Source organism: Candidatus Nitrosocosmicus agrestis (genome assembly GCF_008389435.1).
Lineage (GTDB): Archaea > Thermoproteota > Nitrososphaeria > Nitrososphaerales > Nitrososphaeraceae > Nitrosocosmicus > Nitrosocosmicus agrestis.
Genome location: NZ_VUYS01000008.1, coordinates 58,818 through 71,929, shown reverse-complemented (window position 1 = coordinate 71,929; position 13,112 = coordinate 58,818). Strand labels below are relative to the sequence as shown.

Genomic DNA, 13,112 nt, shown 5'->3' with positions numbered 1-13,112 from the left:
GATATCCCGCAGAATCCTAATGACCCCGAACCAATAAAGTTTACTTCTGAGGGTGGCAGAGACGCGTGGGATACCACCAGGTACTTGAATTTATGGACATGCAATCTTAGAAGTGGACTATTAGGGTATGCGCAGTTTCCAGCCGGACCCCCTTCTACGGATGGAGTCGCGATTAGTCATTGGGTCTTTGGTGATAGGGGCTCAGTATTATCCCCCAACAGTCCATTTGGAAACAATTTTAATTTGGGAAGAACAGCCACTCATGAAATAGGACATTATCTTAACTGTTATCATTTGTGGGGAGATGAAGGAATGATGGAAGATCCATGCAGCGGAACTGATAATGTAGTTGATACCCCCAACCAACGATTCGAAAATACAGGAAAGCCATCTTTTCCCGATAATACGCAAAGGTGCAATGATACAGGAGAACATGGGACCATGTGGATGAACTATATGGACTACACCGATGATGATTCCATGTACATGTTTACAGTTGGTCAATCTGTTAGAATGCATGCAACTCTAAATACTTCTAGGTCATCATTACTCCAGTCAGATGTTTTGATCTGTCCTATTGAAGAAGAACAGTTATCAAAGGTTATGTTACTACCTTCCGAAGTCTTTAGCGGAGGAGACAAAAAGATTTCAGTTGAAGAGATTTTATAGTTTGGTTCTTCCCGGCTTTTGTAGATATACAATACCTTTTTTTATTTTAATCACTTTTAACCAAGTATAATCAGAAAGTAATCATGGAGTCTGAGATTCTACATAAACTCGTTAAAAGGTGGGTATTTGCTGCCGACAAAAATATTCCAGATAGTGAAGAGATGACTTTTCGATCGTCAGAAGCCGAGATACCCATTACTAGGGGCAAAAGGATCATGGAATTTAAAAAAAATGGTCATGTAATAATCCAAGAAGTTGGGCCAGATGACAGACCCGTTTATTCTGAAGGTAATTTTACCCTTGAAAATCCAGATATTATCAAGGTTATGCTGGAAAATTCCAAGAGTCCAAAATTAATGATAATAAAAATAATCAGTTTGACTGAAGACATGCTAACTGTAAAGGTACAAAGATAAAACACACAACGGAATCTTGATGCGATTATTTGGTGTTGTTATTTAATATAAATAAAATAAAATAAGTTGGTTAGAAAGATGAGTTTCTTGAATAAGAATACTACTGCTGGCCAAGTAGTTGTTGCTTACTTACCACTTGGGATCGAATAGCAGACAGTGATTGATCAATTTGGTAAACAGCGAGTTTATCCCTGCCTATTAAATCGAATTTCTGTAGGATCGTCTGAAAGAGAATTTCCTCTTCTGTTTGTTCAGTCACAAACCATTGTAAGAAAGAATAAGTTGAGTAGTCTTTTTGTTTGCTGGACAAATCCACTAGGTCATAAATGGTCTTTGATACTTTTTGCTCACTTTCCAGTCCGAACCTAAATGCAGCCTCGAGTGATTCAAAATTCCCAATTGGTTTATCTATCGCAGGTATTATCGCTTCTGAACCTGCATTGTTAAGATAATGAATAAATTTAAGCATGTGAGTAGTTTCTTCTTTGGCCTGCTCATAGAAAAAGGCAGAACTTCCATCATACCCTGTTCTCTCGCACCATGAACCTATAGCTATATAGGCGTTTGATGATGATGCTTCATAGGAAATTTGCTCATTAATTGCTTCGATCATTTCAGAAGATAAATGCATAAACAGTGTTTGTCTCCCTTAGTATCTATATTTTTTGTTTATGGACTCTAACTCATTTCTTGATAGGGGCTCTACTACCAGCATGGATTGCAATGATAAAGCAAAAATGTTATTCTGTTTTAGGTCTAGATTAAGAACGACTGCATGAAACTTTTGAAATAAAAACCATCAAGAAAATGAATTTAACCTCGTTTATCATTATATAAAGCCAATATTTTATCATGCAATTTCCATGACCAATATATTTAATGATAAGACAAGGAAGGAAGGAAACTAAGTAAAATCTATCCCACTTATTTTGGAAATAGATCAATTAAATTCAACATCAATTTTTTTGTTCTTTATTTTACCTCCGCTCAGATAAAGCAAAGTATGTCTCACCATTTTTTTTCTATAATCCAAAGAAACTTGTCCCATATTGTTGCTGGATAACACGGGTGAAGATAGAAAACAGTTCGAAGGCATGAGCAATCGGGCCTCTTTAATATGCGGTGCAGTTGGAATAACAGTGCTTTTTCTTTGGACAAAGGATCTAATGCGTAAAGTCTTAAAAATAGTAGCAAAATTACTGAACAAATTTTGATGGTTTCTGTTATGTTCAGAGTAATATTTAGGTCTAAGCCAGCCAGGTTTTTTTAAGCGAGAATGAGCCGTTATTTTTTTTACATCTGTTGTCTGTACAAATTTATTAAATTGCCACTGATAATACCTCTTATAATCAAATTTACATCTATTAATCAACATCCTTCGTGTAGCGATAATCATCATGTGAACCAAGTTCAAAATTAGTATCGCAACAAACCTATTTTCAGTACTAGTACTCTTAAAGGGACTACTGGTCAATTGGACCAATTGCAACCTAGAAAGTATTTTTTCACCTACTAAATTCTTGTACTCTGAAATTGGAGCAGGGTCGACCTGGTTTAACTCTCGATGCACATCAGCAACAGAATCAGTTCTAGATGCTCCAAAGTTTGCCTTTCGTGTTACCAAATCATATTTTACTATTTCCCCTTTCATTGTAAAGGCATAATGGACATCACCGGAAAGAAAGACGCAGAAAGAGGGATTGAAATTATCTTGTATAAAGGTCAAGAGTTTAACAAACCCATCTTCATTTGCCCGCCAAGTTTCCAAATCCCATTTGTAAGAACCTGATATAGCAGTTAGGAAACGCTGAATGCTCTCCGCAAGCTCAAAACCCAGAACCGGTGTAGGAGAAACTATAATCAAAGGGTCACCATATTTATAACCTTTGGTGAATAATCCATCTTTCGCAGTAACTAGAGCTTGTTCACTTAATAGTAAAGGAGGCCCTTCTTCATCTACAAATTTTCTTTGGGTCCTACAATCCAAAAATAGACTCAACGGATATGTGGGAGCCACAAAAGTCCATTTCTTTAAATCAAGAATCTGCTGTTCCAATTTCTTTATTGAATTCATACCAAGACTATTTTTATCTATAAGGTCTTTGCTAAAATTGAATCCATTCTGTTGATTCTCCAAACCTAAACTTTGATTACGTCTTCGTTTTAGATATGTTTGTATGAGATTTTTAAAATCATTATCAAAGGCCATGGGTTCATTTCCCCAAGCTTGAAAAGCCCAATAAGCGACCAAGCCGTTTACGATAACTTGATTTCCTGCTTTACTGTTTAATACTGATTGATACCATTTTCGATTTATGTTCCAGTCATCTGTTATTTCGTGATCATCGCAAATCATGTAAGTTGGAATGTTTGCAAGCAGTCTTCTAATGCTTTTTAAGGCATTTCGGCTCTGATACAAGTGCATCAATTCAAGTTCGTATTTTTCGACGTCCTTTGTATCAAAAAAAGCATCATCTTTTTGAATCATTTTAAATTCATTGGGCCAAATCTCATGATTCCATGTTGTCAGGTACATAGCAGCAAATTCCCCCATTCCTAGGAGATGGTTGTCCATGTCATCGGAAGAAAACTGAGTCAGATCCTTCACTTTGGATTCTCGTTGTCCTATTTTGAAACTGCTTATCGGATGGTCCAATCCATCTATTCTTTCGTCCCAACCCATTATTTTTTTAGACAAATTAGTTATGTGGTTTATTAACGGACCTGCTACATTGTCAGCATATATTTGATCACCAATTAAGAATAACGCACTTGGTCTTTTGTGCAAATCAAAAAAGTTTTCAGTCAATATACTGTCTGCAATTATAAAGTTGTCTTCTTCATCGCCATGTAACTTTCTACATGACCCATATAAAAAATTCAATTTTGAATTAGCAGTTTTGCTTGGGATGAAAAAACCAGGTAAATTGACATTGCAATAGAAAGGCACATGTTCCAAAGTAGTTGAGTCACCCAATTTGGAATCAATATCTTGATTTTTGGATGCATATGATATACTGTTTGGACCATCCAATAGTCCCAAATCACCTAGTGAATATTTTTTGTGAGACTGTTCACTTTCAACTTCAAATTCAAGGTCATAGAATAAAAGTTCATCTTCTGGAAATATGACTCCAGCATCTGTGTCAGTTCTTGTTTTAGTCTCAAGTGTGGGTACTGCATCCAATATGTTTATAAAAAGACAGTCTCCAAGTTGCACGAACGTATTTTTCCCAGTCCCTATACCATTTAGGGTAGCCTTTCTGTCATTACTAAGGGAGTCAGGATTCGGTTTGTTTTTATGAAAAGGTATTTCAATAATTTCTTTGTTATTGTTGTTGTTGTTAGTATTGCTGTCACTGACATTACTAGTATTAGTAATATTTGGGCATTGCAAAATATCTATTGTAATATCTACTTTTTTACTAGTAGCAATCCAAACACATACTCTATTACTTTCAACTCGCCTAAGAATTGGACCAGCAAGAATGAGAGGTAAGTTTGTTACCATTTTGTAGTCACATAAAGCAGGTTTTTTTATTTTTAACACGAAAAAACTTCCAGTATTGCTTAATGATTAAGCTTTTGCAAACTCCTGAAATTGCTTAGCCATATCCATAGTTTTTTCTATATCTTTTGATCCATTACCGAATGTTAGGCTTGTGATCAAGTGATCCACACCGACTGATTTTAGATACTGTATGTCACTTCCAATCTGATCTAAAGAACCTCGCATAAGTTGTCTTTGATGGTCATGTTCAGGCATATTATCAGCTAGATCTTCTTTTACAATTTGGGGATAACTTAATAAGATTATTTCAAATTTCTTGGGATTTTTATTGGCCTCCAATGCTTTTGATTTTATAGATTCTATAGTTTTTTTTATGATATCGCGCTGTCCAACAGCAGCTCCTAACCACCCATTTGCATCAGTTTTTATGATACGAGACAAAGATTGTGGACTAAAGCCACCTAGAAAAAAAGGAATGTAAGGCTTTTGTTTAGGTTTTGGACCCACTTTTGATGGAGGTAAATTATAATAAACGCCACTAAAACTGACGATATCTTCTAACCACATTTTTTTAATTAATTCTATTAATTCATCATATCTTTTTCCCCTTTTTTCAAACGGAATGTTTGATGCTTGAAATTCATCCTTCATCCAGCCCAACCCAAACCCAGCAATCAATCTGCCATCTGACAGATTATCCAATGTAGCAAGTGATTTCGCAAGTATCACCGGATTATGAAATAAAATATCTAGTATACAAGTTCCAATCTGAATCTTTGAAGTCTTGGCAGAAGCAAATCCTAAAGTCTGTAATGGATCATAAATCACTTGGTATTCTTCAGGGAGAAGGCCGTCTTTGGATGCAGGATATGGCGTTTGGGGTTTTAGTGGCCACAGCAATCTTTCAAACACCCAAAGTGAATCAATCCCAGAATTTTCAGCAGATTGAGCCACTTTAAGTATATTTTCTTTGGTGGCACTCTTGCCTGACTGTGGTAGTGTGATGCCCAGTTTCACAGATAGTTTCTGTAAAAATTGTAATATTAAAGCATTTGTGAGATTATTTCTAGTCTATATGCAAAAATTCAAAAAAAATCATAGGTACCTGTTCAAAATGAAAAGAAAAATGATTCCCCCTACAATTACAAATATCATGTAATCAGTAGATAGACGACATGATAAACAAATTGTCTTTAAATTCCAATCAGAGATACAAATTGTAAATCTGGTGAGCTTATAAGGCATCCTTGTCCTCAGATAGGATTTCTTTATATTTTAAATATATTGACGTCAAATAGAATTTATGGAAAACGCAATACTAAGTAAAAAATACATACTATTAATTCCTGCTGCTTTATCGATATTAATATTTGCTGCGACAATTACGTCAGTTAACTCAGTTATGGCACAAAATAACGTTCAAACAATCAGAATTTCCAATAATGACACCAAAGCTTCAGAAAACATCCTGCTGCCAAATGGGACAATAAGCCTGTCTAATGTTTCAGTTCCTTTACACAAAGAAGATGTGAAATACTATAAGAACACTTCCGGATATTTAGTATACCCTGAAATAAATAAAACTCAGACCAACAGTTCAGATAAAAAGTTGCCGGCAGTAATAATAATTCATGAATGGTGGGGACTAAATGAAAATATAAAGAACATGGCTAATGAACTCGCAAAGGAAGGATACGCGGTCTTGGCAGTTGACCTTTACAATGGAAAGGTAGCAAGTAATCCCAATGAAGCAATGGAATTAGTCAATAAAGCAAGAGACAATCAAAACGAATCCAATTCGAATCTTCTTGCCGCTGTAAAATATCTTAAAACCTTAGATTATATTAATCAAACCAAAGTCGCCTCTTTAGGATGGTGTTTTGGAGGAGGACAATCTCTTCAACTTGCATTGAACACTGATACACAGGATCCGTTGGCTGCTACTGTTCTTTATTATGGGAATCTGGTAACTGACGAGAAAACCCTATCCAAGATTGATTGGCCAGTATTAGGCATCTTTGGTGGTTTGGATCAATCCATACCGGTTTCGGAAGTTGAGAAGTTTGAACAGGCATTGAATGCAAATAATATTACCAACGAAATATACATTTATGAAGATGTAGGGCATGCATTTGCGAATCCAACCGGCGGCGGTTTTGCACCAGCCGAACTAAATGATGCATGGGAAAAGACCGTTAACTTCCTAGAACAATACGTTAAAAATAAATAATGCAATCAATTTCTCCGCTTTTTTCTTTTGTGTTAGATGGTCATGAATGGGCTTTTTTGGTTCCAAAATTAATAAATTCATTCATTATATAAAGTACCTACCATATCAACTTTGAAGGAGACTAAAATAGTTGTTTCATTTGCAAAATCATTGTCGAATATTCATATTTATATTCATATTTTTAGCAGTTATTGTAGCATTCATCCCAGTATCAGGCAATATTCCTCTACCCGATGTTATTGGAATAGAAATGAAGGATATGACGAATGCATTGACTTTTAATCCAATTATCAAGGGCATCATATCTGAAGTTTACAACAATAACACTGTACAGCTGAATGGAACTTTAAATGTAAAGTTATCTTTTATTGAACACTCTTACAATGATACTTTAAAACAGGAAGATTCGACCCATTATGCATCAGTTATGTGTCCAATAAAGTCTCCAGCATTGGTGTATATCGAATCACAAATTAACAATCAATCTACTCATTCTGTAATATTAAATGAAAGTACTAGCTATATTAGTGGAATCCTGTTTTGTCAAACAACTAGCGTTTCTGATACATTAAAGGAACTTAGTATTAATGAAGATGTAATCTCATCAAAGGTAGCTGTTTTAGATAGCAGCTCTTGCAAAAATTTTGAAAAATTGATAGATAGACTGAAATCAGCTTTTGGTTGCTAAAAAAAATATAACTGGATTTACTTTTTTACTTTTACTTTTACTTTATAAACCTTTTATAATACAGATGGTAACATACAAAGAACAAAGGACTGTCTATTATTACATCACTTGTTGTCGCAAAAAAATTATATTGATATTTTTATTGTGTTTAAAAAACTAATGCAATCTTCGATCAATTGAGGATTGAACAGACACCTGCAAAAGAGAAAGTAATTTTTCATCGACAACTCTACATCTTCACTCAATCGTGAAGCTTCGGTAATGATATTATGACTAGTACGGAAATAAAAAAATAGGTAGGATGGAGCAACAAACTAATCATGGTTTGAGAAAAGACGTACATGGAACAAATTTCGAACTTGGAATCGATACTATCAAGGTTAGACAAAATGGGATCATCTCATTATTTTATAGATTTTATGCGAAATGCGAGTTTTGAAGTAGGTGTGCTTAGATTATTTCCAGGACAAAAGGATATCCAAGACACTCACTCAGTCGATGAATTTTATTTTGTAGTGGCTGGAAATGGAAAAATAAAGATATCCCATAAAGATCATACCATAAACAAGGGCTCTTGTATTTTTGTTCCAGCTAATACAAAACACTATTTCCACGACAATAAAGAGGAATTAATAGTGTTGTACGTTTTTAAATCATAGTAAATAGCGTACATTAACCAAAATATTTTTGTAGTTTAAATTTAATCTGGAGACATCATGTCGGCTATTCGAGTAACACGTACTTCAGGATCATATCGTGATACTACATCAGAGAGCGGCATCCGGTCGCCTCCGACAATTTTTATGTCGACTTTCAAAACTCCATCCTTTTCAATATCAATGATATTATAGGTATCCTCAAAAACCCCCCTGTATCTCCAAGAGCAGGCAGTGCCTGCATATGCAATTTTCATCTGACCAAAATCCCAGAGCCAAGGTCTGTGTTTATGACCACATATGATGAGATCAACGTTGTTTGCAAGACATGTTCTTAAGACATCTCCAGCATCAGAGATTCCGACAATATTTGTATATCCTGTATCAGGTATTGCTATCAAATGATGATGCATTGCGACAATTTTTACAGTGTTTTTTTTTGAAGAGGAACCTTCAGGTATTGACCTGTCGTCTACTTTATTATCTTCTTTTAACACCCTATTTAGCCAAAGGTTTTGGCTTTCTCCTACCTCACCTTCATCTCTATCGGCCACCGCAGTTCCCACGGTAGTAATTAGAATTTTCAGATTCAAGTTTTCAGGATGTCGGTAGGTATGGACCTTTGAGTCGATAGACTTTCCAATATCAGGAAAAAACTGAGGAAATAAGAGGTAACCAGTATGGCGGTAATCATGATTCCCCGGAAAAACAATCATATTTTTGGATAAAAATCTTGATAATTCTTTTTTGGCCTTTTCATACTGAAAGTATACACCTTCATCTGTTAGATCACCTGAAATTATTAAAACATCGGGTTTCAAATCATTATTTACCTCATCAACCAGAGTATCAAAAGAGTCTTGTTTAAATAAACCACCTATATGTAGATCTGAAATCTGTATAATGCGCATCATTACTAGATCCTAAAAACCTTTGAATAAATAGTTACAGTGTAACAACAGCAAGTTATAGAGTCAATAAAATAGTAAAAATTTACTAGGGCTTTTTGAATGCGGGTTTGGGTATAGTAATCTTAATTGGATGTCTGAAGGCAGAGTGTACCAAGACGAATTCACCCTTATGCAACTTGTTGATTACCGACTTTGTCATGTCATCAACCATATTGTATGGCCGTGTGCTCAACTCAGAGTTTCCAAGTTTGGCCAAAATATGAAGTCCAGTATTTTCATTTATGATTGGGTCTATCTGACTTTTAAATTGCTGTGCGGTAAATAAAATACAGTGTCTTGATCTTCCAGCAAGGATCGTCTTGAACAATTCCTCACCAACAGAAGAGCGACTACCAATATGATTACTGTAAGAATTTCCGTCCAAATCTCTATGGGGTAAGAATCTGTTAACCTCATCTAGCAGTATTACAACATATTTTGGTTTTTTGTTGATGTGAATTTTTCCACTTTCTTTTATCTTTTTACTTGCTATTTCCATTTTGTTGTCGTATTGACTATTATTGCTTGTCAAGACTTCCTTACTGGATACAGTATCATTATTGTTAACTCCCAAAGAATACATTTCGTTTATTGTTTTTAACACATCTCCAACTACAAATGCCTGTTCTTCCATTGTAGGCAACATTGCGATATCAATTACAATTACTTGATTACTACTCATATTCCGGATCTCCCTGCCCAGATAAGTACTGGTTATCTTTTTATCTACAAATAGAGTGCTTGGTTTGTAAAATCTCTGTAGCATTCCCTGAAATTTTAAAAGGGTGGACTTGTGTGTAATAATTTCTTCAGGGTAATCAGCATAGTCAATTAAATCACTCCAATTCATAAACTGACTGGATTTTTTTTTCTGGGTGTTATTTTTTTGAGGTAATTGGGGCCAAGTTTCATAAATATAATTAAGTATTGAAGATAAATTATGATACTGATCCATTAAAGACTCTGAAGAAAACAATAAATCTAGCCGGTCATAAACATCTGATAATTCGTAGGAATATGTCCTTGCATTCTTATCCGTTATAACACGTGCAGAATTTGGTTTTCCATCTTTACCCCGGGGTAAAAAATAAGACACATTCTTAAATGGTGAAAATTCTACACCCATCAAATCAAATGTAGACTGATCATCATGATGGTTTTGTCCCCCTTCTCTTTCCTTATCCAAATAAAGTAAATCCTTTTCTTTTGTGTTAAAGATGATAATGGAAATACCTTCATCAATTAATTTCTGATGTATTACTTGCAATAAGAATAAAAGATAGCTAGTTTTCATGTTACCTGATATGCCTGTTGCGTTAACGTGAGTTGTATCCGGACCAAAAATGTAAGTAACATCAAGATCGATTGGTATTTTTATATCATTTGTCATTGTAATTAACCCAGCAGGAATAGGCCGTTCCATTTCAGGCATTCCTAAAGCAATTTTAACCTCATCGCTGCTAGCAAAATACACAGTCTTTCCTTCCTCAACTGGCATGTTTACTATCGGAGCCTTTACTCTTTTCCTAGCAAGTTTTGGATCCATTTCCTTGGAAGATTTCCCTGTTTTATATACATCCGTAGGAAAGGTGGCAATTACATCTATCCTTCCAACTGTAACTCCCGAAATTTTTTTTGATTTATGATCTGGTTTTTGTGAAAGAGAAGAATGTCTGAGAACCCTTGATAATTTCTTGTTACTCAATCTTACCCTTTTGATTTCCTTAACAATGCCTATAGTTATAGTATCATTGATATTTTCCACATTCACAAAATCAAAAGGACTGAGTAAAACACCTGGACTGACAATCATCCAGAATTCATCCATAGAATTATCATAGTTATTGGATACAAAAGTCAAGCCAATTGGGTCGGGTTTGGTCATTATAATTTAATATATGACAAAACTTAAAATGAATGCAAGTTTTACTAGTTAAAAAATTTATGTAATAACATTAAGACAGCATAATGACTAAAATGACAGGTTTTTTTGACAAGAAGCATGTAATTGGTTTGCTCATCAAACCCACTACTAGTCTTTATCACTATTAGAATAAGTGAAGAGAAATGAATTCGATATGCTCACATTTCTTTCTTATTTTGATTTCAAATATCTAACTAGAATTTTTTTTGTATGGCGTCAGACAAAAAAACCATAGAATTATTTTCTCTAGTCTTAACATTAACATACACCAGATATTTATCCAATAATGTGAATGTCAGCAAAAATCTATTATTTACCATGGTGATGGGACTAAATGTCACCATAATAGTATTCACCTATTGTTTATATCAAGTCAATGAAAATCTAATATCCCTAAGATTAGAGATAGATAGCAGTACATCAGCAATCCCCAAGCCAGTAATTCCTGTCAATGCAAAAATGGATCATAATATTATTACCTCAATTACAGAAATCAACGAAACAAAATTTCCAGACGATTTGTCTTTGCAAAGTATTTCGAATTCTTTTGAAGCACACGCTCAACAGTCTGATCAAGAAGAAATTCCTCAGGCAAACCCACTACTGCAAAATAATACAATGACTCTTAGTCTATTGAATAATGCATTTGTTCCTGATGCATCTTCAGTGCTATCGGTAATAATAAGAACTACAATAATAGCAACTCTAGTCTTTCTAATAGTAAAGTGGCTTGGAGGAAAAGGCATTGGCCAGTTGTCACCTTTTGGACTATTGATTGTTGTTGGATTGGGTTCTGCAATTGGTGACCCGATGATATATAAAGAAATATCAATTCCTCAGGCAATGGCTGCAGTAATAATAGTAGTAGTATTTTTTAAGGCTATTGATTATCTAACTTTAAAAAGTAAAAGGTTTCGTAATTCTATGGAACCTAAACCGATAACCCTAGTAGAATATGGTTCAATCGAGGCAAGAGGTTTAAAGGCAGCAAAGATGGATTTTGAGGAGTTTGAAGTACAAATGAGACTCAATGGAATCGAAAATGTAGATGAGATAAAATTCGCTCGATTAGAGCCAAATGGTCAAGTTAGTTTCATTTTAAAAAGAAATACAAATCCACCTGGTTGTTAGATAACACCCCGGATTCGAATGCGTTTGGAATTTTAGAAAAGCCATGAAAGATTAACAAAGAATCACTTAAGCAAACCATTACAACAATTTGTAAACATGTTTTACAAGACTAGGTATAGGAAATCAATTAGCACAAATTAATCATAGTAGGTATAACTGCCTTATAGTTGGTAAACACTGCCTGTCCCTAGGGTAAACTAGTATACTAACTTATAATTTCAAAAGTCGAGCGGATTCACACATAATTCATATACAAAGTCAATTTTGGTCTAACAAGAGTAACAATAATAATAATAATGACCTTATTTGAATTAAACAATAGTATAATAAATAAACAAATTTACTATTTTTATACTATTTTACTATCAAGACAGGACAGTGTGCGTAAGTTGATACCGAAGATGCCACACTGCCTAATAACAGTTTTTTAAAACCGGTCCTACCTTTAGTTCCCATAACTATTAGATCAATGCCGTTTTCTTCGGCAAACTCCAATAGCACGTAATCGACTGGCCGGGTTGAATTTAACAACTCTGTTTTGAGATTGACGTTGTATTCAGACGCCTTTTGTACAAAATTATCAAACCATTGTTCAGAGTTTTTCATATCCTTGTTACCATCCTCCACCAATGATTTGCTTAATACTTGTTTGTGAGATAAATTCTCCGATGCAGGAATATAAGTCACAGTAACTGCAAATAATTGTGCTTCAAACTTTTTGGCCAAATCAAGTGCATATTCGGCGGCTTGAAATGAATGCTCCGACCCATCAATTGCTATCAAAATCTTGCCAAACCTTTTGACGCTAGAATTACTACCACTGTTCATTTATTGATTGAATCAGACAAAAGGAAGGATAAAAGGTTAACCATTATTTTTGTTCAATGCTTCTATTTGTTTTGAAAGAAATAGAGTTTTATACTAAAGTTTATCAGGA

General features: G+C 34.6%; 12 protein-coding genes. 6 read left to right on the top strand and 6 right to left on the bottom strand.

Annotated features, from left to right (window positions below):
* Nucleotides 1-84 precede the first annotated feature (84 nt).
* The gene (locus F1Z66_RS16410; RefSeq protein WP_159357331.1) at nt 85-669 is read left to right on the top strand and encodes a M43 family zinc metalloprotease; all 585 of its coding nucleotides are present in this window, start codon (nt 85-87) and stop codon (nt 667-669) included.
* A gap of 83 nt (nt 670-752) precedes the next feature.
* Complete coding sequence (locus F1Z66_RS06660) at nt 753-1,085, top strand: hypothetical protein (RefSeq protein WP_149862830.1); 333 nt, start codon at nt 753-755, stop codon at nt 1,083-1,085.
* 100 nt (nt 1,086-1,185) lie between these two features.
* On the opposite strand, the gene F1Z66_RS06655 is transcribed toward F1Z66_RS06660, so the two are convergent.
* The 3 genes from F1Z66_RS06655 to F1Z66_RS06645 form a co-directional block, all read right to left on the bottom strand.
* Nucleotides 1,186-1,716, bottom strand: coding sequence for a ferritin (locus F1Z66_RS06655; RefSeq protein ID WP_149862829.1), 531 nt, complete (start codon nt 1,714-1,716; stop codon nt 1,186-1,188).
* Nucleotides 1,717-2,025: 309 nt separating this feature from the next.
* Nucleotides 2,026-4,635, bottom strand: coding sequence for a hypothetical protein (locus tag F1Z66_RS06650; RefSeq protein WP_159357332.1), 2,610 nt, complete (start codon nt 4,633-4,635; stop codon nt 2,026-2,028).
* Nucleotides 4,636-4,662: 27 nt separating this feature from the next.
* A complete protein-coding gene (locus F1Z66_RS06645) occupies nt 4,663-5,613 on the bottom strand; it encodes a TIGR03619 family F420-dependent LLM class oxidoreductase (RefSeq protein ID WP_159357333.1) in 951 nt (316 codons plus the stop codon).
* 286 nt (nt 5,614-5,899) lie between these two features.
* Between F1Z66_RS06645 and F1Z66_RS06640 the strand changes: the two genes are divergently transcribed.
* From F1Z66_RS06640 to F1Z66_RS06630, 3 genes are all read left to right on the top strand, one after another.
* A complete protein-coding gene (locus F1Z66_RS06640) occupies nt 5,900-6,826 on the top strand; it encodes a dienelactone hydrolase family protein (RefSeq protein ID WP_149862826.1) in 927 nt (308 codons plus the stop codon).
* 139 nt (nt 6,827-6,965) lie between these two features.
* Nucleotides 6,966-7,514 (top strand): hypothetical protein, encoded by a 549-nt coding sequence (locus F1Z66_RS06635; protein ID WP_195907495.1) that lies wholly within the window; start codon nt 6,966-6,968, stop codon nt 7,512-7,514.
* A gap of 341 nt (nt 7,515-7,855) precedes the next feature.
* Entirely contained in the window at nt 7,856-8,173 is a 318-nt protein-coding gene (locus tag F1Z66_RS06630; RefSeq protein WP_149862824.1) for a cupin domain-containing protein, read from the top strand.
* Nucleotides 8,174-8,214: 41 nt separating this feature from the next.
* Here the strand turns inward: F1Z66_RS06630 and F1Z66_RS06625 are convergent, their stop codons facing one another.
* Nucleotides 8,215-9,081, bottom strand: coding sequence for a metallophosphoesterase family protein (locus tag F1Z66_RS06625; protein ID WP_149862918.1), 867 nt, complete (start codon nt 9,079-9,081; stop codon nt 8,215-8,217).
* 85 nt (nt 9,082-9,166) lie between these two features.
* Nucleotides 9,167-11,005, bottom strand: a complete 1,839-nt coding sequence (locus F1Z66_RS06620; protein WP_149862823.1) for an ATP-binding protein — start codon at nt 11,003-11,005, stop codon at nt 9,167-9,169.
* A 249-nt stretch (nt 11,006-11,254) separates the two neighbouring features.
* On the opposite strand from F1Z66_RS06620, the gene F1Z66_RS06615 reads away from it, so the two are divergent.
* On the top strand, nt 11,255-12,175 hold the full coding sequence (locus F1Z66_RS06615; RefSeq protein WP_149862822.1) for a DUF421 domain-containing protein: 921 nt from the start codon (nt 11,255-11,257) through the stop codon (nt 12,173-12,175).
* A gap of 354 nt (nt 12,176-12,529) precedes the next feature.
* Here the strand turns inward: F1Z66_RS06615 and F1Z66_RS06610 are convergent, their stop codons facing one another.
* Entirely contained in the window at nt 12,530-13,003 is a 474-nt protein-coding gene (locus F1Z66_RS06610; protein WP_149862821.1) for a universal stress protein, read from the bottom strand.
* Nucleotides 13,004-13,112 lie beyond the last annotated feature (109 nt).

Excerpts from the sequence above, each read along its gene's own strand:
- F1Z66_RS06625 (WP_149862918.1), bottom strand. The coding sequence starts at position 9,081 with ATGCGCATTATACAGATTTCAGATCTACATATAGGTGGTTTATTTAAA.
- F1Z66_RS06640 (WP_149862826.1), top strand. The coding sequence starts at position 5,900 with ATGGAAAACGCAATACTAAGTAAAAAATACATACTATTAATTCCTGCT.
- F1Z66_RS06655 (WP_149862829.1), bottom strand. The coding sequence starts at position 1,716 with ATGCATTTATCTTCTGAAATGATCGAAGCAATTAATGAGCAAATTTCC.
- F1Z66_RS06620 (WP_149862823.1), bottom strand. The coding sequence starts at position 11,005 with ATGACCAAACCCGACCCAATTGGCTTGACTTTTGTATCCAATAACTAT.
- F1Z66_RS06615 (WP_149862822.1), top strand. The coding sequence starts at position 11,255 with ATGGCGTCAGACAAAAAAACCATAGAATTATTTTCTCTAGTCTTAACA.
- F1Z66_RS06610 (WP_149862821.1), bottom strand. The coding sequence starts at position 13,003 with ATGAACAGTGGTAGTAATTCTAGCGTCAAAAGGTTTGGCAAGATTTTG.
- F1Z66_RS06630 (WP_149862824.1), top strand. The coding sequence starts at position 7,856 with ATGGAACAAATTTCGAACTTGGAATCGATACTATCAAGGTTAGACAAA.
- F1Z66_RS06660 (WP_149862830.1), top strand. The coding sequence starts at position 753 with ATGGAGTCTGAGATTCTACATAAACTCGTTAAAAGGTGGGTATTTGCT.